17 protein-coding genes are annotated in these 19,131 nt (G+C 60.0%); 8 read left to right on the forward strand and 9 right to left on the reverse strand.

Translation table 11 applies throughout. From position 1 onward, the window contains the following. From AACY08_RS03420 to AACY08_RS03430, 3 genes are all read left to right on the forward strand, one after another. Positions 1–405 carry a MarR family winged helix-turn-helix transcriptional regulator gene (locus AACY08_RS03420; RefSeq protein ID WP_339468078.1) on the forward strand — a complete coding sequence of 135 codons (405 nt, stop codon included), beginning with the start codon at positions 1–3 and terminating at the stop codon, positions 403–405. A gap of 63 nt (positions 406–468) precedes the next feature. Next, on the forward strand, positions 469–1,668 hold the full coding sequence (locus AACY08_RS03425) for an MFS transporter (protein ID WP_339416771.1): 1,200 nt from the start codon (positions 469–471) through the stop codon (positions 1,666–1,668). Between the two features lie 150 nt (positions 1,669–1,818). Further along, entirely contained in the window at positions 1,819–2,370 is a 552-nt protein-coding gene (locus AACY08_RS03430; RefSeq protein ID WP_339416663.1) for a glutathione peroxidase, read from the forward strand. Positions 2,371–2,435: 65 nt separating this feature from the next. Here AACY08_RS03430 and AACY08_RS03435 read toward each other — a convergent pair whose 3' ends face one another. From AACY08_RS03435 to AACY08_RS03450, 4 genes are all read right to left on the reverse strand, one after another. Then, the gene (locus AACY08_RS03435; protein ID WP_339468080.1) at positions 2,436–3,719 is read right to left on the reverse strand and encodes an OmpP1/FadL family transporter; all 1,284 of its coding nucleotides are present in this window, start codon (positions 3,717–3,719) and stop codon (positions 2,436–2,438) included. Between the two features lie 145 nt (positions 3,720–3,864). Then, the gene (locus AACY08_RS03440) at positions 3,865–4,347 is read right to left on the reverse strand and encodes a hypothetical protein (RefSeq protein WP_339468082.1); all 483 of its coding nucleotides are present in this window, start codon (positions 4,345–4,347) and stop codon (positions 3,865–3,867) included. Between the two features lie 277 nt (positions 4,348–4,624). Continuing rightward, positions 4,625–4,849: a hypothetical protein gene (locus AACY08_RS03445; RefSeq protein ID WP_003175353.1), complete on the reverse strand. Its 225-nt coding sequence runs from the start codon at positions 4,847–4,849 to the stop codon at positions 4,625–4,627. Positions 4,850–5,292: 443 nt separating this feature from the next. Further along, the gene (locus tag AACY08_RS03450) at positions 5,293–5,598 is read right to left on the reverse strand and encodes a hypothetical protein (protein ID WP_339468084.1); all 306 of its coding nucleotides are present in this window, start codon (positions 5,596–5,598) and stop codon (positions 5,293–5,295) included. Positions 5,599–6,055: 457 nt separating this feature from the next. On the opposite strand from AACY08_RS03450, the gene AACY08_RS03455 reads away from it, so the two are divergent. Both AACY08_RS03455 and rmuC read left to right on the forward strand, forming a co-directional pair. Next, positions 6,056–6,379, forward strand: coding sequence for a hypothetical protein (locus AACY08_RS03455; RefSeq protein ID WP_025855837.1), 324 nt, complete (start codon positions 6,056–6,058; stop codon positions 6,377–6,379). Between the two features lie 175 nt (positions 6,380–6,554). Beyond that, positions 6,555–7,919 carry a DNA recombination protein RmuC gene (gene rmuC, locus AACY08_RS03460; protein ID WP_339416769.1) on the forward strand — a complete coding sequence of 455 codons (1,365 nt, stop codon included), beginning with the start codon at positions 6,555–6,557 and terminating at the stop codon, positions 7,917–7,919. Between the two features lie 36 nt (positions 7,920–7,955). Here the strand turns inward: rmuC and AACY08_RS03465 are convergent, their stop codons facing one another. The 3 genes from AACY08_RS03465 to AACY08_RS03475 all read right to left on the reverse strand — a co-directional run bounded on the left by AACY08_RS03465 (position 7,956) and on the right by AACY08_RS03475 (position 12,598). Next, positions 7,956–11,426 (reverse strand): hybrid sensor histidine kinase/response regulator, encoded by a 3,471-nt coding sequence (locus tag AACY08_RS03465; protein ID WP_339416659.1) that lies wholly within the window; start codon positions 11,424–11,426, stop codon positions 7,956–7,958. A gap of 180 nt (positions 11,427–11,606) precedes the next feature. Next, on the reverse strand, positions 11,607–11,990 hold the full coding sequence (locus AACY08_RS03470) for a YbaN family protein (RefSeq protein WP_339468086.1): 384 nt from the start codon (positions 11,988–11,990) through the stop codon (positions 11,607–11,609). Between the two features lie 20 nt (positions 11,991–12,010). Then, on the reverse strand, positions 12,011–12,598 hold the full coding sequence (locus AACY08_RS03475; RefSeq protein WP_339416658.1) for a YecA family protein: 588 nt from the start codon (positions 12,596–12,598) through the stop codon (positions 12,011–12,013). A 275-nt stretch (positions 12,599–12,873) separates the two neighbouring features. On the opposite strand from AACY08_RS03475, the gene recQ reads away from it, so the two are divergent. Further along, entirely contained in the window at positions 12,874–15,000 is a 2,127-nt protein-coding gene (recQ, locus tag AACY08_RS03480; RefSeq protein WP_339416657.1) for a DNA helicase RecQ, read from the forward strand. A 121-nt stretch (positions 15,001–15,121) separates the two neighbouring features. Further along, entirely contained in the window at positions 15,122–15,556 is a 435-nt protein-coding gene (locus tag AACY08_RS03485; RefSeq protein ID WP_304630168.1) for a MarR family transcriptional regulator, read from the forward strand. A 63-nt stretch (positions 15,557–15,619) separates the two neighbouring features. Here AACY08_RS03485 and AACY08_RS03490 read toward each other — a convergent pair whose 3' ends face one another. Continuing rightward, a complete protein-coding gene (locus tag AACY08_RS03490; RefSeq protein WP_339468288.1) occupies positions 15,620–17,809 on the reverse strand; it encodes a patatin-like phospholipase family protein in 2,190 nt (729 codons plus the stop codon). Between the two features lie 84 nt (positions 17,810–17,893). Between AACY08_RS03490 and AACY08_RS03495 the strand changes: the two genes are divergently transcribed. Further along, a complete protein-coding gene (locus AACY08_RS03495; RefSeq protein WP_065873766.1) occupies positions 17,894–18,181 on the forward strand; it encodes a SelT/SelW/SelH family protein in 288 nt (95 codons plus the stop codon). A 10-nt stretch (positions 18,182–18,191) separates the two neighbouring features. Here AACY08_RS03495 and AACY08_RS03500 read toward each other — a convergent pair whose 3' ends face one another. Beyond that, complete coding sequence (locus AACY08_RS03500; RefSeq protein WP_339416652.1) at positions 18,192–19,076, reverse strand: DMT family transporter; 885 nt, start codon at positions 19,074–19,076, stop codon at positions 18,192–18,194. Positions 19,077–19,131: the final 55 nt, after the last annotated feature.

The following is a 19,131-nucleotide window of genomic DNA, read 5'->3' on the forward strand; positions in this document are numbered from 1 at the left end:
ATGCTTGCCTCCCAATGTTTATGTATCAACCTGCGACGTGCCGCCCGTGGCGTCAGCAGGCATTACGACGGCGCCCTTGATGGCTTCGGGATCAACGTCGCCCAGTATTCGTTGCTGTGTAACTTGCAGCGGCTCGATCAGCCGAGCATCTCCAGCCTGGCGGAAGCCATGGGACTTGACCGCAGCACCTTGGGGCGCAACCTTCGGGTGTTGGAAGGCGAAGGCCTGGTGCAACTGGTGGAAGGCGATGACCTGCGCAATCGCCTGGTGATGCTGACAGCGGACGGTGAGGCACGACTCGCTGCAGCTTTACCCGCCTGGGAGGCGGCGCAGCAAAAATTGATCGATCAACTCGGCGCGCAAAAACGCGAAACCTTGTTGGCCTTGCTGGACGAACTCGCCTGAACGCGGGGTTGTTCGACTATAAGCGGGTATATACCCGCGAGCGGAGAATAAGAAATGACTTCCATGTGGCGCACCAGTGGCTGGATTCTTGTGGGGAGTGCGCTGATCCTGGCACTGTCGTTGGGTGTGCGGCACGGTTTCGGCCTGTTCCTGGCGCCGATGAGCAGCGAGTTCGGCTGGGGCCGTGAGACCTTCGCCTTCGCGATCGCTTTGCAGAACCTGATCTGGGGTTTGGCGCAGCCGTTTACCGGCGCCCTGGCCGATCGGTTTGGTGCCACTAAAGCAGTGTTTGTTGGTGGCATCCTGTACGCCGTGGGCCTGGTGTTGATGGGCATGTCTGATTCGGCCTGGTCGTTGTCGCTCAGCGCTGGCTTGTTGATTGGTATCGGGCTGTCCGGCACGTCGTTTTCGGTGATCCTTGGCGTGGTCGGCCGGGCCGTGGCGCCGGAAAAACGCAGCATGGCGATGGGCATCGCGAGTGCTGCCGGTTCGTTCGGTCAGTTCGCCATGGTGCCGGGCACACTGGGTTTGATCAGTTGGCTGGGCTGGTCCGCCGCATTGCTTGCGCTGGGCTTGATGGTGGCACTGATTCTGCCACTGGTCGCCATGCTCAAGGACCGGCCACTCCCGGTGATGGCCGGTCAGCAAACCTTGCGTGAAGCCTTGAAGGAAGCGTGCTCTCACTCCGGGTTCTGGCTGTTGGCCTTTGGCTTTTTTGTTTGCGGTTTCCAGGTGGTGTTTATTGGCGTGCACCTGCCGGCGTACCTGGTGGATCAGCACTTGCCAGCCACCACAGGCACCACGGTGCTGGCACTGATCGGGCTGTTCAATATCTTCGGTACCTACACCGCTGGCTGGCTCGGCGGGCGCATGTCCAAGCCGCGTTTGTTGACAGGGTTGTACCTGCTGCGTGCGGTGGTGATCGTGGTGTTTCTGTGGGCGCCGGTTACCGAAGTTACGGCCTATGCGTTTGGTATGGCGATGGGCTTCCTGTGGCTGTCCACTGTGCCGCTGACCAACGGCACCGTCGCGACGTTGTTTGGTGTGCGAAACCTCTCCATGCTTGGTGGGATAGTGTTCCTGTTCCACCAACTCGGTTCGTTCCTGGGGGGCTGGTTGGGTGGGGTGGTCTATGATCGAACGGGTAACTACGATTTGATCTGGCAGGTGGCAGTTCTGTTAAGCCTGCTCGCCGCGGCGTTGAACTGGCCGGTGCGTGAGCGGCCAGTGGCGCGATTGCAGGCGCAGATGGAGGCGGCATGAGCATAGCGATACGTGGTTTAGTCGTCATCGCGGGGGGCACTTTGGTACTGCTGGCCTGGTGGGGCTGGCAGAAAGGTGGTCTCGCGTTGATGCAGTTGGGTATGACGATCTGCTAAGTTCATGGCCTGATTATTTTCAAGGACACACGACATGCAGATGCGTTGGCTCGCTGTACCCATCCTGATGGCAATTGGCAGTGCCGCTTCTGCTGCCAGTTGCCCGCCGCTGCTGGAAGGCCAGTTGCCCAAGCTGCGCGCCAAGGAATCCATCGACCTGTGCGAGCGGTTTGCCGGCAAACCGTTGGTCATCGTCAACACGGCGAGCTTTTGTGGGTTCGCCCCCCAGTTCAAAGGCCTCGAAGCCTTGTACCAGCGCTACAAGGGCGAAGGGCTGGAAGTGATCGGCGTGCCCTCCGATGACTTCAAGCAGGAAGCCAAGACCGGCGAAGAGACGGCTAAGGTCTGCTACGTGAATTACGGCGTGACCTTCACCATGACCGAGCCACAGAAGGTCAAGGGGCCGGATGCGGTACACCTTTTCAAGGTGTTAGCGCAGCAGACCGACGCGCCGCCGAAATGGAATTTTTACAAGTACGTGGTGGATCGACAGGGCAAGGTGATCGCCAATTTTTCCAGCCTGACCAAGCCGGACAGCCCGGACCTGATCAAGGCGGTGGAAGAGGCGATCGCTTCCAAGCCCTGATTGTCAGCCATTAAAAAGCCCCGTCTCCTTTGCAGGAGAGCGGGGCTTTTTTACACCTGTCTGGATTAGAAGGTGTAGGTCATGCCCAGGCCGAAACCGTTGGCACTGTTTTCGTACTTGGCGCGGTAGCTTGCCGTCGACGGTGCATCAGCGGTCTGGTTGACCTTGATGTCTTCTTCTTTCAGGTAGGAGTAAGCCAGGTCGACGGTCATGTTATCCATGACTTTGTAGCCCAGGCCAACGCTGAAAATCGTACGGTCCCCAGTCGGGATGCGCGGCGAGCGATCAGTGTTGTTGGTGGGCGACTGGTCGAAGGTCAGGCCGGTACGCAGCACGACTTGCTTGGTCAACTGGTAGGAGGTACCCACTGCGTAGGCCCAGGTGTCGTGCCAGTTTTGTTCTTCGGTGATGGAACTGAGCTGGCTGGGTGCCAAAGCGCCGCCAGCGGCAGTAACGCCTTCGTTGTTGACGGTGATTTCCTTCAGACGGCTCCAGCGCGTCCAAGTGGCACCGCCATACAGTTTCCAGGCATCGGTCAGGTCTTGAGTGACCGACAGGTCGTAGGACTCAGGCGTGTCGATTTTCAGCGAAGCGTCGTAACGATTGTTTCGCAGGACCGCTTGAGTCGCCGACGGGCCGCTGACGGTGGTGTGGCCTTCAAGCTTGTACTTGACCTTCGAGTGGTAGGTCAGGCCGACACGGGTGGTATCGGTGGCCTGGACCAGTACGCCGACGTTGAAGCCCAGCGCGGTGTCGTCGCCCTTGATTTTGACGTTGGTATCACTGACGGCAGCGTTCAGCGTCCTGTCCGATTCCAGTACACCGGAAATCCGGTTGATGGTCGGACCAAAGCCGATGGACACGCGGTCGTTGAATGCATAGCTGACAGTTGGCTGGAAGGTCATGACCTTCACTTCGCTCTTGCTGCCGAAGCCACGGCCCTGAAAGCCATTTTCATAGTCGGTCACCAGGCCAAACGGTGCGTATACACCGAAGCCGATGGCCCACTGATCATTGAGTTTGTTGGTGTAGAAACCGAATGGCACCGCAGTGAACGGAACCATGTCGCCTTTATTGGAGCCGCGTGAGTTGCCGCCGGTGTCGCTGATGTCAGTCGAGGCATCAATTGCTGCAACGCCACCTGTGATTTGCTGCCCATTCAGGCGAGCCATACCGGCAGGGTTACCGTAAACAGTGCTTGCATCATCGGCAGAAGAAGAGCGACCCGCGAAACCGGTACCCATCCCGCTCACGCTCTGTTCGTTCAGCGCGAAACCGCTTGCAAACAGTTGGGAGGATGCCATAGCAACGGCGAGGCTAAGTGTGGTCTTGAGCATTACTTTTTTCATTATTAGAACTCCGAGTGATCACCGCTGCGGAAAGTATCAATAAATTTAACATCGCGCTATAGGCTGAAACGTAGGAGATAGAGCAGTTTTGTAGGACAATCCGACCAGAGTTCGGGTTTTTTGACGAATCTTGCAAATTGCCCGGTCAGCAAACCACGTGATTCATGGGTAAAACACAGGTTTGCCAGGCTTGAGCGAAATCACGCAGACGTCCCTGAGGATGAAAAATTTCTTTCCAGATACGCGCCATACCCAGCACATCACCCGGCGGAGGCAGTGCGGGAGTGTGTTGTTCGACTAAAAGCCAGGCAATGGCCGTGGCGTAGCGCAGGTTGACCGTCAGTTCGAGTTGCGGCGCGCTGAGGAATGCATGCTGGCTTGCCAGGCCGCGTACCAGGCTCGCGCGATCGGGGTCCAGCGCGAGGTAATCGTCCCACAAGGCGCGATGGCGAGGTTCGGTGATGCTGTACAGGCCGTGTCCACGCCGGTCATGCAGGGCGGAACCGAGTTCTGACTGGCTGGCGGCAATGCCCAGCAACAGGGACTCAGCTGCTGGGTTATGGCGGCCGAGGTACAGCAAGGTCGGCCGAATCACATAACGACACAATTCGCTGGCAGCGATACCCATACAAGCCTCAATCCGTGAAAGTGGTCGGCGAGTCCTGAGAAGGGGGCTTGGCAGCGGTGGATCGGCTCTCAGGCTCGCCGGAAGCGGATCAAGCCGCTTGAGTTGAAGTGTAGTGTCATATTCGTGAGGTAAAGGACTGTTTTTAAAACATCTTCGCCATCCAGTTATAACGGTTATATCTATTTGAACTTAGGGCAAAAGTTCGATACTCAAATCGCAGGCAATAAAAAACCCTGCTTTTGAGCAGGGTCTTTTGTGTTTCAGCGACTCGGGTCGATCAGGCAACCAGTGCCTGACGGGTACGCTCGATCACGGCCTGCAGCGGTTCTGCGCTGGAGTATTGATCGGGGTACAGGCGTTCGCTGTGACGCGCGATGCCGTGTTCGTTAACCAGGGTGAAGCTGAAGCAGCCTTTGCGAGCGGCCATAATCAGGCAGTTCATTGGGGCAAAAGCGTTGGTGAGGGTGCGAATGGCATCCTGAGTATGGATTTGAGCGTTCATGTTATGGGTGTTCCTACAAATGACACGGATAAGAACCGTGCCGTATTAAAACGTTCCAGTAACGTTGATCACTATTGATCAAACGAAGAACCCGACTGGAACAAAGCAGCCAGTTTGAAGCGCTGATAATTTAGGCGCGCTTGGGCTGGCAGGTAGGTACTTAGGAGGGCAGGCAACACAACAGGGGCAAAGGTTCTGGGCCCGGGGTGAAGATCCTGATCAATTTGCAGGTTGGTTCGGTCAGAGTATTGAAACTTCGCGACACCCTTTGTTTGTTCAAAGGCCGTGTCGTCGCAAGTGATACCTGGAAACCATCGAGGTGGTCGATCCCGTGTTGTTCAGGGGACTTGTTCGACCAGAATTGACTTTCAGCTTGGTACTAACGCCGCGGATAGTAACGGATTGAATCAGGTTAGGGAAGTGCGCAAGTCAAAAAACTTCAATCAGCCGCCCAGCAGGCCTCGATAGACCAGCACAGTGATCGCCGCTGCCAGTGAGCAGCCCAATCCGTAGGCGGCAAGGGTCAAGCGCAGTGACTGGCCGGTCTCGACCGCCTTCATCACATCGGCCATGTCATTGATGCGGCCTTCGCCCAACTCAATGCACAGGCTCACCGCAGTGAAAGCCGCCGACAGCAGGATAGCGATGGCAAACAGCGCACCATCCGGTGAGGGCAGTGCCGCATTGATTCCCAGGGAGGCGGAACAGATGGCCAGTAGCAACACGGCAAACAACAGCATTCCTTTCATCGACTCACCCACCGTTGCGTTGTAGGGCGGGGAGTGTGGCGAGCCAGCAAAGATTTGAAAAGTCCCCGTTTTGCCCTGGCGGTAACATTCTTGCGGCGAATTGCTTCAAGAAAAGCCGGCGATATAATCGGCGGATGGGTACTTGTGCACATTAGTTGCGCGGTGTGTAACCCCGCTGTCAACTGCGCTTGAGCGCCGCCTTTAGCCTGTATTGGAAATTTAAGTCAATGAAAAATCTCGCTTTTTTTTATTGGTGAAAAAATCGTCAGTTTGACTGCGGCCCCCATACCATGGGGCTTTGCGCGAGTTAAAGCAGGGTTGTCCACTGAGTTATCCACAGCTTCTGTGGATTGTCCCGAGCGCTTGCTCTAGAACGGGCGTACAGAGTTTTTTCAGCTTTACCTGTACGAAAAAAAGAGTAGAGTGGCGCGCCTTCCGTTCTGTCCCGCAGTGCTTTATGAAGTTTCGCTCAGTATCACCTTCTGTTACCGACACTCCTCAAACTGTTACCGCTCCCAAACGCTTCTCCTTGAAAGTCGCCTTGTGGTTGCTCGACAGCCCCCGCCTGGGTCACAACACTAACGTCAAACACTTCGCCGGGCGTTTGCTCAAGCAGCCGGCCCGTGAAGGCGTGGTTGCCGCACAAAGCCGCCTGGGCCAGCTGATGTGCCGTGAGTGCGGAAATGCCCGCGACCGCCGCATCGGCCACGACCTGCTGCGCCTGGCGGCCCGCGCCGGTGACCGCCGCGCCCAGCGTGAACTGGGCCAGGTCGAAGACTGAGCTGTCCTCAGGCCCTGTGCTCCGCTAACCTTGCTTTTTTTCGGTGATGGCAGACATGTCTATGGTTTTTGACTGGACCAGTATCGCCCTGGGACTTGCTGGCGCAGCTGTGCCTTTATTGGTCGTGTGCTGGCAGCTTCAGCGTCGGCTGACCGCGCGCATGACCGGCTGGGAACTGCTCGAAGAGCGCCTGGCGACCGCGCAACTGGCCCAGGAAGGCCTCGCCGCACAGCTGGATGCCAGCCGCGACGAGATCAGCGATCTGAGCCAGGCCAACGCAGCCAAGCAGGCTGACTTGGCCGCCGTTCGCCGCGAAGTCGAACTGCTGCAGATCGACCGCGACAACGCTCGCGACGCCGCCCACGCCTGGAACCTCGACCGCAGCGCCAGGGAGACTGAGCTCCGCCGCCTCGATGCGTTGTCGGCCGCTTTGCGCGCTGAACTGCGTGAACAACAGGACAGCCATCAACAACGCCTCGCCGACTTGCAAGGCTCGCGGGATGAACTGCGTGCACAGTTCGCCGAGCTGGCCGGCAAGATCTTCGACGAGCGTGAACAGCGCTTCGCCGAAACCAGCCAGGAGCGCCTGGGCCAACTGCTCGACCCATTGAAAGAGCGTATTCAGTCCTTCGAAAAGCGCGTGGAAGAAAGCTATCAGAGCGAGGCGCGCGAGCGCTTTTCCCTGGCCAAGGAGCTTGAGCGCCTACAGCAACTGAACCTGCGTCTGTCAGACGAGGCCACCAACCTGACCCGTGCCCTCAAAGGCCAGAAAACCCAGGGCAACTGGGGCGAGCTGATTCTTGAACGGGTGCTGGAGCATGCTGGCCTGGAGAAAGGCCGCGAGTACCAGACCCAAGTCAGCCTGAAGGGCCCGGACGGCGAGCGTTTCCAGCCAGACGTGCTGATCATGTTGCCCGGCGACAAGCAGGTGGTGGTGGACTCCAAGGTCAGCCTCACCGCGTATCAACAGTACGTGGCAGCGGATGATGATGTGATCGGCCAGGCGGCGTTGAAGCAGCACGTGCTGTCGTTGCGCAACCACGTCAAAGGTTTGGCCGGTAAGGATTACAAGCGCCTAGAAGGCCTGCACAGCCTGGATTTCGTGTTGCTGTTCGTGCCGATCGAAGCAGCGTTTTCCGCTGCCTTGCAGGCCGAACCGAATCTGTTCCAGGAAGCATTCGACCGCCATATCGTGATCGTCAGCCCCACCACGTTGCTGGCTACACTGCGGGTGATCGATAGCCTGTGGAAGCAGGAGCGCCAGAGCCAGAACGCGCGGGAAATAGCCGAGCGTGCGGGGTGGCTGTATGACAAGTTCGTGCTGTTTATCCAAGACCTGGATGAAGTCGGTAACCGCTTACAACAGCTGGATAAGGCTTACAGCTCGGCGCGAAACAAGCTGACAGATGGACGCGGAAATCTGGTCAGCCGGACCGAGCAATTGCGGTTGCTCGGTGCTCGGGCCAGCAAGAACTTGCCGGCGGATTTGTTGGAGCGCGCGATGACTGATTCAGATGGTGTGGCCCATCTACCTGAATAAACACAGACCAAAAATGTGCGGGCGGGTACAAACAATTTACAGCGGCAAATGCCGACTCAGCAACGCCCGCAACGCCGCCGGCTTGACCGGTTTAGCCAAATAATCCAGCCCCGCCGCATGCACCTCGGCCACCATCTCCGGGCGGCCGTCGGCACTGATCACCACGCCGGGAATCGGCTCCGCCAATTGCGCGCGCAGCCAACCCATCAACTCAGTACCGGTTTCGCCATGGTCCAGGTGGTAGTCCACCAGTGCCAGTTGCGGGCGCACGCCATCCGCCAGCAACGCCGCGCATTGCGCCTTGTCCGTCGCGGTCCACACGTCACAGCCCCAGCGCGTCAACAGGCTGCGCATGCCGATCAGAATGCTCTCTTCGTTATCCACGCACAGCACCTGAGCACCGGTCAGCGGCAGGCCGGTTTCCTGTGGTGTCTTGACCTGCGGGCTGGCCTGGTTGCGCGCCAATGGCACGCGCACACTGAATACGCTGCCTTTTCCAGGCCATGAGCGCACGCTCAGGCGGTGGCCCAGCACACGGCACAGGCCGTCCGCGATGGCCAGGCCAAGCCCCAGGCCTTTCTCCGCGCGGGTCTGGTGGCTGTCCAAACGTTTGAATTCTTCGAAGATCACCTGCTGTTTATCCAGCGGTATCCCGGGGCCACGGTCCCACACCTCCAGGCACAGTTCGCCCTTGCGTCGACGTACGCCCAGCAGCACCGGGCCGTCGGCATAACGGAAGGCGTTGGTGAGAAAATTCTGCAGGATTCGCCGCAGTAACTTGATGTCGCTGTCGACACGCACTCGACTGCCGCGCAGGCGGAAGCGCAGGCCCTGCTCCTGGGCCAGCGCCTTGAACTCTGCGCCCAAGGTGTCGAACAGTTCGTTGAGAACAAAAGGCTGGCGCTGCGGATTGATTTTGCCGTTTTCCAGGCGTGAGATGTCCAGCAGGTCGCTGATCAGGTCTTCGGCGGAGCGCAGCGAGCTGTCCAGGTGTTGCACCAATTGCCGGGCTTCGCCGGACAGACCTTCGTTCTGATGGGAGAGGGCGGCGGAGAACAGGCGTGCAGCGTTCAAGGGCTGCATCAAGTCATGGCTGACCGCCGCCAGGAAGCGCGTCTTCGACTGGCTGGCGGACTCGGCCACGCCCTTGGCATCGGTGAGCGCCACGTTGAGCTGCGACAGCTCATGGGTGCGCTCGGTCACCCGTTGTTCCAGGCCTTCGTTGGCCTCCGTGAGTGCCTGCTCGGCTTCGCGGAAGGCGGTAATGTCAGTGAAGCTCATGACGAAACCGCCGCCGGGCATCGGGTTGCCGATCAGCTCAATCACCCGCCCATTGGGGAATAAACGTTCAGAGGTATGTGCGCGGCCCTGACGCATCCAGTGCAGGCGACGCGCCACGTGAACCTCGGCCTCGCCCGGCCCGCACAGGCCGCGTTCGGCGTTGTAGCGGATGATGTCGGCAATCGGCCGACCGACGCTTATCAGACCGTCCGGGTAATTGAACAGCTCCAGATAACGCCGGTTCCAGGCCACCAGTTTGAGGGACTGATCGACCACGCTGATGCCCTGGGTGATGTTCTCAATAGCGCCTTGAAGCAATGCGCGGTTGAACTGCAGCACTTCCGACGCTTCATCGGCGATGCGTACTACGTCCTCCAGCTGCATTTCGCGCCCTTCGATGGCGGCTTTCACCACCGCCCGGGTCGACGATGCACCGAGCACACCCGCCAGCAACCGCTCGGTGTGGGCGATCCACTCGTTGTCGGCATTCTGATTGGGGTTGAAGCCTTTACCCTGTCGATAGGCAAAGCGGATAAAGCTTTGCTGTGCCCGTTCCTCACCCACAAAGCGTGCGGCCAGGCTGAGCAAGTCGCTGATCTGCACCGACAGCATCGAGCGCGCGGTGGCGCGCTGGCTGATTTCCTGGCCGATAAACCGCCCGGCTTGCCAATGCTCGGAAACCCGCGTGCGGGACAGCATCGATACCCACACAAACAGCGTGAAGTTACCCGCCAGGGAAAACACGGTACCCAAGGTCAATGAGGTGACGGACAGACCGAGTGGGTGCGAGTGCATCCAGGTCAGTCCTGGAAAAAGGCTAAGGGACCAACCCAGGCTTTTCGCCGTAACCGGTAGGACCAAAGTGTAGAACCACAGGAAAGTGCCCGCAGCGAGCCCCGCGAATACACCGCGTCGGTTGGCTTGCTTCCAATACAGGGCGCCGAGCATGGCCGGCGCCAATTGGGTGACGGCTGCAAAGGCGATCTGGCCGATGGTCGCCAGGCTCGCGGTTGAGCCCAACAGGCGATAGCTCACGTAGGCCAACAGCAGGATGATCACGATGCTGACCCGGCGTACCGACAGCATCCAGTGGCGGAACACTTCGAACGGTCGCTCGGCGCCGGAACGGCGCAGCAGCCATGGCAGCAACATGTCGTTGGAAACCATGGTCGACAAGGCAATGCTCGCCACGATCACCATGCCGGTGGCCGCTGAAGCGCCGCCGATAAACGCCAGTACGGCGAGTGCGGGATGGGCTTCGGCCATCGGCAGGCTGATCACGTAGGAGTCCGGCATTACCGAACTGGGCAGCAGCATCTTGCCGCCCAAGGCGATCGGTACTACAAACAGCGCGGCAAGAATCAGATACGCGGGAAACACCCATTTGGCCAGGCGCAAATCCTGAGGGTCGATGTTCTCCACCACCGTGACATGGAACTGCCGAGGCAGGCAGATGATCGCCATCATGGCCACGCCGGTCTGCACCACCATGGACGGCCAGTTGACGGTCTCTTTCCAGTATTCATCCAGGCGGGGGGCGAGCATCGCTTGGCTGAACAGGTCGCCGAATCCGTCATACAAACCGTAGGTCACAAACGCGCCAACCGCGAGAAACGCGAACAGCTTGACGAGGGATTCAAACGCAATCGCCAGCACCATACCGCGGTGGTGCTCCGTGGCGTCGAGGTTGCGTGTACCGAAGACAATCGTGAACAGCGCCAACACCAGCGACACGATCAGCGCGGTGTCTTGAGCGCGAGTGCCGGTGGTGTCGGCGCCAGCGCCGATCAGCAGATTGACTCCCAGTACGATGCCTTTGAGTTGCAGCGCGATGTAGGGCAGTACCCCCACCAGGCAGATCAACGCGACCACCACTGCCAACGATTGGGATTTACCGTAGCGCGCGGCGATAAAGTCGGCGATGGACGTGATGTTTTCCTGCTTGCTGATCAAGATCATCTTTTGCAGGACCCAAGGTGCCAACACCAGCAACAGCACCGGGCCCAGGTAGATCGGTAAAAATGCCCACAACTGTTCGGCGGCCTGACCTACAGCACCGAAGAAGGTCCAACTGGTGCAATACACGGCCAGCGACAGGCTATACACCCAGGCACGCATGCGCGGCGGCAGTGGCGCACGGCGACGGTCACCATAGAAGGCGATGGCAAACATAATGGCCATATAGGCCAGGGCAACGGCGGCGATCAGCCCGCTGGACAGCGTCATGGTAACTCCGAGCATGGGAACACCCGAGCATTCCAGGCCCGGTTGGACAGTCTCGCATGATGCTCGGGGTTAGTCAGTGTCGACCAAGGTCGGGTGAGTGGTGCGTGTGAGAGCCGGCGGTTCGATGCCTCGACAGCGGCCACGTAGAGGGCTCGCTCGCAGGCAAGCCGGACGCCGCCGTTACCGGGGCGGCAGGGTCTTTTGGCGCAGGATGTAGATCGTCACCAGCACGGCACTGGTCAACATGAAGCCACGTGCCCACGGCAATGGCACCAGGTAGCAGGACACACTGATGCTCAACCACATCAAGCCGATGGCGTAGACCTTGCCTTTAAGAGGGATACCGTTGCCGTCCAGGTAGTCACGGATCCACGGACCCAGGCGCGGGTGTTGCACCAGCCAGTGGTAGAAGCGTGGGGAGCTTCGGGCGAAGCAGGCGGCGGCGAGAAGCAGGAAGGGCGTAGTCGGCAAGACCGGTAGGAAAATGCCGATCACTCCCAGCGCTACGCTCAACCAGCCGATGGCCAGCAGCACGTAGCGCACGAGCAGCGAACGATTGCCCATGGGTGTCACGGGCAAGCGACTCAGTGGTGACGTGGCTTGAGGATCGCCGGTTTTTCGTCAGGGGCGTTGCACAGCAGGTACAGCGCGGTGAGGGCTTCCGGGATCTGTACGATCATGTCGTCCATCAGGTTGGCGTCGGCGGCGATATCGGCGAACTCCGGCTGGTCGTCGAACAGGCCCGACCCCACCATGATCGGCAGCAACATTTCGCTGACTTCTTCCTCGGCAGTTTCGAACCAGGCGGCTTCGCGCAGGAACACGCCTTCCATGAAGCCGATGCACCAGCCGCGCAGGTCGGAGTCGTCCGGCTCTTCGCCCAGGTCCAGCTCGCATGGCAGCTCGAATTCTTCGTCCGACGCCAGTTGGCGACCGATGTGGGCCTTGAGGGCCAACAGGGTGGATTCGATTTCTTCGCGTTGGGCGTCGTCGGCGTAGTGCGGCTCTTCGGCGAACAGTGCGTCGATCCATTCACGGTCGGGTACGATCTCGGCGCAGATCGACAGGGCGGTCAGGTAGCCGTGGGCGGCCACGTAGTCCAGCGCCTCGTCATGCAGCTCATCGGCGTCGAGGAAGGCTTGCAGGCGGGTTAGTTGCTCAGCGAAGGACATTGAAGGACTACCTTGGAAATAAACGATGCTGAATTCTAGGCTTTCTTGAGCGCCCAGGCCAGCCGCCATGCAGATTTGCCCGCTTTAAGAGACGGGCTGCAATTCGTCAGTGGCGCCCTTTGCCGGGTATCGCTCGGGTATACTGCCGCGTTTTGTGATGCCCTCGCAGGTCAAGCCCAGCGCGCGAAAACTTCGCTTACGGATTATTTCCCGTGAGATCGTGTTTTTTCGACCAGCCTGTACAGAGGGATTTGCGCACTTTTTTGGAGTTTTACATGCTCGAGCAGGCTCAACGCGTCCTCAAGGACATCTTCGGCTACGACAGTTTTCGTGGCCGCCAGGGTGCGATCATTGAGCGCGTGGCCAGTGGTGGTGACGCACTGGTCTTGATGCCTACCGGGGGCGGCAAGTCGTTGTGCTTCCAGGTGCCGGCGCTGTTGCGCAATGGCCTGGCGGTGGTGGTGTCGCCGCTGATCGCATTGATGGACGACCAAGTGGCAACCTTGGAAGAGCTCGGCGTCGCTGCGGCGGCCTTGAACTCTACCCTCAGTGCCGAGCAACAGCGCGACCTGGCGGCTCGCATCAAGCGCGGTGAAGTGAAAATGCTTTACCTGGCCCCTGAGCGCCTGGTGCAGCCGCGCATGCTGGCCTTTCTGCAGAGCCTGGAAATCGCCCTGTTCGCCATCGACGAAGCCCACTGCGTATCGCAATGGGGCCACGATTTCCGTCGCGAATACCTGCAACTGGGGCAATTGGCTGAGTTGTTCCCCGACGTTCCGCGTATCGCCCTGACGGCCACCGCCGACAAGCGCACCCGCGAAGAAATCGTCGAGCGGCTGCACTTGCAGAACGCCGAGCGCTTTCTGTCGAGCTTTGACCGGCCGAATATTTTCTACCGCATCGTACCCAAGGAGCAGCCGCGCAAGCAGTTGCTCGCGTTCCTGTCCGAGCGGCGCAGCGACGCGGGCATCGTTTACTGCCTGTCGCGTAAAAAGGTTGATGAAGTCGCCGCGTTCCTCTGCGAGCAAGGCTACCCGGCGCTGCCTTATCACGCCGGCCTGCCCAACGAAACGCGCTCTGCGCACCAGAAGCGCTTCCTCAATGAGGAAGGCCTGATCATGGTAGCTACCATCGCGTTCGGCATGGGCATCGACAAATCCAACGTGCGCTTTGTCGCGCATATGGACCTGCCCAAATCCCTTGAGGCGTACTACCAGGAAACCGGTCGCGCCGGCCGTGATGGTCTGCCGGCGGATGCCTGGATGGTCTACGGCCTGCAAGACGTGGTGATGCTCAAGCAGATGCTGCAGAACTCCGAAGGCGACGAGCGTCACAAACGCCTGGAGCAGCACAAGCTCGACGCGATGCTCTCGCTGTGTGAAGAGACTCGTTGCCGTCGCCAGACCTTGCTGGCGTATTTTGACGAAGACATGCCTGAGCCTTGCGGCCATTGCGACAACTGCATTGATGGCGTGCAGACCTGGGACGCCACTGAGCCGGCGCGTCAGGCTCTGTCCGCTATTTATCGCACGGGCCAGCGTTATGGCGTCGGTCATTTGGTGGACGTGTTGCTGGGCAAGGACAACGAGAAAGTGCGCAGCTTCGGCCACGAGAAACTTTCGGTGTACGGCGTCGGCAAGGCCCGCGCCGACGGAGAGTGGCGTTCGTTGTTCCGGCAGATGGTTGCACGCGGGCTGGTGGACATCGACATCGAAGGTTATGGCGGCCTGCGCCTCAACGACAGTTGCCGGCCGTTGCTCAAGGGCGAAGTGAGCCTGGAGTTGCGCCGCGACCTCAAACCGCAGACCACCGCCAAGAGCAGCACCAGCCAGGCCAGCCAACTGGTGCGTGGTGAAGAGCGCGAGCAGTGGGAAGCCTTGCGCACCCTGCGCCGCAAACTGGCGCAGGAACACAGCGTGCCGCCGTACGTTATTTTCCCCGACTCCACCCTGCTGGAGATGTTGCGCGAGCAACCCACCAGCATGGCCGAGATGGCGCGCGTCAGTGGCGTGGGCGCACGCAAGCTGGAGCGCTACGGCCAGGCCTTTCTTGAAGTGCTCGGCGGCCAGGCCGAAGCGCCGAAGGAAGTCGCCGATATCCGCCACGAACTGATCAGCCTGGCACGCGCCGGAATGACCCCGATCCAGATCGCCGGTCAGTTGCAGTGCTCGGAGAAAAACGTCTACACCTTGCTGGCGGAATCCATCGGCAAGCAGCAGCTGTCGTTGGAGCAGGCGCTTGATTTGCCAGAGGATCTGCTCGGCGAAATCCAGGATGCGTTCCTCGACGGGGAGGGCGAATTGCCACCTGTGGCGGAGATCGCGCCGCTGTTCACCGGGCGTGTTCCTGAGGGTGTTTTGTACTGCGTGCGGGCGGCTTTGCAGTCTGAGTTCGAGATTTAGTGCGCCAATTACGACAATGTAATAGATCAGTACGTAGCAACTCTTGCCTACTGGCAACGCTCATGCTTAGCTGACTAATAATTAGCCACGCTTTATTTTCAGTCTAAAACAAGAGTTTTTTATGCCGTTAACCGATCAACACCGATTTGGCATGCAACTGGCGCAGATGTCTCGTGGTTGGCGCGCCGAGCTGGACCGCCGTTTGGCGGGGCTTGGCTTGTCCCAGGCTCGGTGGCTGGTGCTGCTGCACCTGGCCCGTTTCGAAGAAGCGCCCACCCAGCGTGAGTTGGCGCAAAGCGTTGGCGTCGAAGGGCCGACACTGGCCCGGCTGCTGGACAGCCTTGAAGGCCAGGGCCTGGTGCAACGCCAGGCGGTGGTGGAAGACCGTCGTGCCAAGCGCATCCTGCTGTGTGATACCGCCCGGCCACTGATCGAGCAGATCGAGACGATCGCCACGGCGTTGCGTCACGAGTTATTTGTGGGTGTGGATGAAGCCGATTTGAGTGTGTGCATGCGCGTGCACGGGCGCATCCTGGCGAACCTGGAAAAGTCCTGAACTGTATGAGCGGGCGGTGCGACGATTCGACAAGCCCGCTCACTACGAAGCCTCGCGCATCATTTAGAACGTCTGCCCCAGGTTCAAATACACCGCCTTCTGGTTGTCATCATTGAACCCATAACTGAAGTTCAGCGGCCCCAACGGTGTATCAAAGCCCAGGAAAATACTCGCCGCGTTGATATAGCCGCTGTCGAACTCATTGTCGTTGTTCCACGCCCGGCCGCGTTCCAGTGACGCACCCAGGTACAACGGGAAATCCAGTGGCAGGTACGAGCGTGGCGTGAGCCGGCGGTAGTACACCGCCCGCATCAAGCTGATGTTCTGGCCCGAGATCGCATCCTGGCGGAAGCCCGACAACTGCCGCGCGCCCCCCAGCAGGAAGCTGGAAATCACCACATCCGAATCATCCAGCGTGCGCCCATAGCGCCCCCCCAGCACAAGTGTGTCCGGGCCGTGGCTCATGGCCTTGTCTAACTTGAACTCCCATTGGCGGTAGCGCTGGTCCGAGCCCAGCCCCGGTTCGAATTCGCGGTAGGCCAGGCCGATGTCTTCGCCGGTGTGGGGAAAGTACACATTGTCCAGGGTGTCGAAGGAGTACTTCAGCTCATAGAAGCCCTCGCTGAAACTCACGCTGGGCAGGTCGCGGTCGCCGATGCGTACGTCCGCCTTGCCCCAGGCTTCACCGACGCCGAAGCGGATCTCGCCATTGTTACCAATCTGGCGCCCTACGTTCAAGCCGAAACCGTAGCGTTCCAGGCGGTATTCGGAGATGGGGTCGTTGTCCAGGATCAGTTCGACGTTCTGCGCCTGGGCGCTGATATAAGGGGCGACAAAGTAACGCGAGCCAGTGTCCATCGGCTGGTAGAACTCGCTGTACAGCTCTTGTCGATCACCGATTTGCACCCGTGTCAGCCATTCGGCGCCAAGGCGGTTGATACCGTTCACGCGGTAGCTCGCGCCAAGGTTGAAGGCGCTATCGCCGCGCATGTCATCCGACAGGTTCAGGCCCAGGCGCAGGTAATCGGTGCCGCTGCGCTTGCCGCGCGCGCTGATCACCAACGTGTTTTCCTTGCCTTTCTTGATTACGCGGTATTGCACTTGTTCGAAGTAATCCAGACCATACAGGGTGCCCATGTCGGTTTGCAGGCGGCCTAGTTCCAGCGGCTCGCCCAGGTTCTGGCGGATGTAGTAGCGGATCACGTCGTCGCTGACTTTCGAGTCGTTTTCCACGCTGATGGCGGTGATTATCGGCGTGCGTTCCCCTGGGGTACGGGCGGCCACCAGTTGCGGGTCGATTGGCTCGGCGGGGCGCAGATGGGCGAGGCGGGCATCGAGGGCGCGGGTAGCGCGGTAGCCGGCGTCGATCATGTCCTTGGCGCGGCCGAAGTCGGTCACGCCATAGGCAGCGAGCGGCGGCTGGATCAGCACGTCCTTGGGGTGCAGGTCCTTGAGTTGCTCTTCAGAGTTGCGCCGGGTCATCAGGGTGATGGATTGGTTAAGCACGTCCACCACCGTGGCCAGTTGCTTGCGCGAGCGCAGCGGGGTGCCGATGTCCACGACAATGGCGATATCCACGCCCATTTCCCGTGCCACATCCAGTGGGATGTTATCGGTCATGCCGCCGTCCACCAGCAATCTTCCGTCCAGTTCAACCGGAGCGAACACGGCCGGGATCGACATGCTGGCGCGGATCACCTGGGGCAGGTGGCCCTTGCGGAATACTACCTTTTCGCCGGTGGTGATATCGGTCGCTACTGCGCGGAAGGGGATTGGCAGCTTGTCGAAGTTACGCGTGTTGCTGCTGTGGGCGAACATGCTTTCCAGCAGCAGCGCCAGGTTCTGGCCCTGGATCACGCCCAGTGGCAAGCCGAGGCTGCCGTCGTCGCGGAAGCTGAGTTTTTGCTTGACCAGGAAGTCCCGGTCATCCTGCTTGCGCCGAAACGGTACGTCTTCCCGCGGCGGCGCATCGGACAGGGCCTGCTGCCAGTCGATGCTCAGCGCCAGCTTTTCCAGCTCATCGATTTTATAGCCCGACGCGTACAGCCCACCGATCACCGCGCCCATGCTGGTGCCGGCAATCGCATCGATCTGGATGCCTTGCTCCTCCAGCGCCTTGAGTACGCCGATATGCGCAAGGCCACGGGCGGCGCCACCGGACAGCACCAGGCCGATTTTCGGGCGTGGCGGCTCAATGGCGTCGGCAACAAGGGGAAGCAAGCACAGAAACAGGCAGGACAGCAGGCGGCGCATCATGAATCTCAAGGCTGGGCGATAAAGGCCGGTATTATAGCCACTCGATCCGCCAAGCCCGTTACGCCTGGAGCTTCTCAAATTATGTCGTCGATCAAACCCGAGATCGTTATCACCTATTGCACTCAGTGCCAGTGGCTACTTCGCGCCGCCTGGCTGGCGCAGGAATTGTTGAGCACGTTTGCCGATGACCTGGGCAAAGTGTCACTGGCGCCCGCCACCGGCGGCGCGTTTCGCATCACCTGTGATGGCGTGCAGATCTGGGAGCGCAAGGCCGACGGCGGTTTCCCTGAAGCCAAGGTGCTCAAGCAGCGCGTGCGCGACCAGATCGACCCGCAACGGGATCTAGGGCACAACGACCGCACGCAGTGAGCGTCAGAGATCAGGCCGTTGCCGCAGGTTGTTTGGCCTGGCTGGCGCCGCCCATCAACCCCGACAGCACGATCGCGACGATGATCAGCACGCCGCCGAGCAGCATGCGCAGTGTCGGGGTTTCGGCAAACAGTAGCCAGGCCGCAGTGATACCGTAGACCGGCTCCATGGCAAACACCACCGAAGCCGTGCGTGCCTTGATCACCGCGAGGCTGGCGACAAACAGGCTGTGGGCCAGGCCCGTGCAGAACACGCCGAGCAAACCGATCCACAGCCAGTCAATCGCTTGCACATCCGCCACCCCAGGCGCCGCGACCGGCAAAAGGCACGCTGCAACCACCACGTTCTGGCACAGCGCCGCCTGCACCGCAGGGATGCGCCCGGAACTGGCGCGATTGTTCAGTGACAGCAGGGAAAACAGCAGCCCCGAGGCGATCCCCCAGAGCAACCCGCCGGTGGCTTCGCTGGCAAGATTGAAGTCCGGCGTGACCAGCACCAGGCCGATGCTGACCAGCACCACCAACAGCACTTCATTGGCGCGAATGCGCTCGCGGAAAATCAGTCCTTCGAGGATCACGGTAAAGGCCGGGAACGCGGTAAACCCCAGGGTCGCGACGGCCACGCCGGCCACCTTGACGGCAATAAAGAACGTTACCCAATGCGCGGCCAGCAATACGCCGCTGACCAGCAGCCGGCGCCAGTCGCGCAGTTCCAGCTTTTTCCAGGCAGTGTTGCTCGCGAACCGTGCAAATAGCGCCAGGGCAATCACGGCAAACACGGCACGCCCAAAGACGATGATGGCGGGCGAGGCGGCCGCCAGTTTGCCGAATACACCGGTAAGGCCAAACATCAATGCGCCGATGTGCAGGGCGCCGAGGGCTGAGCGGGGAGTCATTGCGATCCTTGAATCAAGCGGGTGACAGAAGCGCAGTCTAGTGGGGCTGCCGTGT

It is taken from the genome of Pseudomonas sp. EL_65y_Pfl1_R83, from assembly GCF_963970695.1.
Taxonomy (GTDB): domain Bacteria; phylum Pseudomonadota; class Gammaproteobacteria; order Pseudomonadales; family Pseudomonadaceae; genus Aquipseudomonas; species Aquipseudomonas tritici.

Bases quoted from the DNA above. Each gene is read 5' to 3' on its own strand.
- AACY08_RS03445 (WP_003175353.1), bottom strand. From the start codon at position 4,849: ATGAACGCTCAAATCCATACTCAGGATGCCATTCGCACCCTCACCAAC.
- AACY08_RS03500 (WP_339416652.1), bottom strand. From the start codon at position 19,076: ATGACTCCCCGCTCAGCCCTCGGCGCCCTGCACATCGGCGCATTGATG.
- AACY08_RS03430 (WP_339416663.1), top strand. From the start codon at position 1,819: ATGCAGATGCGTTGGCTCGCTGTACCCATCCTGATGGCAATTGGCAGT.
- AACY08_RS03440 (WP_339468082.1), bottom strand. From the start codon at position 4,347: ATGGGTATCGCTGCCAGCGAATTGTGTCGTTATGTGATTCGGCCGACC.
- AACY08_RS03465 (WP_339416659.1), bottom strand. From the start codon at position 11,426: ATGACGCTGTCCAGCGGGCTGATCGCCGCCGTTGCCCTGGCCTATATG.
- AACY08_RS03490 (WP_339468288.1), bottom strand. From the start codon at position 17,809: ATGCGCCGCCTGCTGTCCTGCCTGTTTCTGTGCTTGCTTCCCCTTGTT.
- AACY08_RS03470 (WP_339468086.1), bottom strand. From the start codon at position 11,990: ATGGGCAATCGTTCGCTGCTCGTGCGCTACGTGCTGCTGGCCATCGGC.
- AACY08_RS03435 (WP_339468080.1), bottom strand. From the start codon at position 3,719: ATGAAAAAAGTAATGCTCAAGACCACACTTAGCCTCGCCGTTGCTATG.
- AACY08_RS03475 (WP_339416658.1), bottom strand. From the start codon at position 12,598: ATGTCCTTCGCTGAGCAACTAACCCGCCTGCAAGCCTTCCTCGACGCC.
- AACY08_RS03495 (WP_065873766.1), top strand. From the start codon at position 17,894: ATGTCGTCGATCAAACCCGAGATCGTTATCACCTATTGCACTCAGTGC.
- AACY08_RS03455 (WP_025855837.1), top strand. From the start codon at position 6,056: ATGAAGTTTCGCTCAGTATCACCTTCTGTTACCGACACTCCTCAAACT.
- recQ (WP_339416657.1), top strand. From the start codon at position 12,874: ATGCTCGAGCAGGCTCAACGCGTCCTCAAGGACATCTTCGGCTACGAC.
- AACY08_RS03420 (WP_339468078.1), top strand. From the start codon at position 1: ATGCTTGCCTCCCAATGTTTATGTATCAACCTGCGACGTGCCGCCCGT.
- AACY08_RS03485 (WP_304630168.1), top strand. From the start codon at position 15,122: ATGCCGTTAACCGATCAACACCGATTTGGCATGCAACTGGCGCAGATG.
- AACY08_RS03450 (WP_339468084.1), bottom strand. From the start codon at position 5,598: ATGAAAGGAATGCTGTTGTTTGCCGTGTTGCTACTGGCCATCTGTTCC.
- AACY08_RS03425 (WP_339416771.1), top strand. From the start codon at position 469: ATGTGGCGCACCAGTGGCTGGATTCTTGTGGGGAGTGCGCTGATCCTG.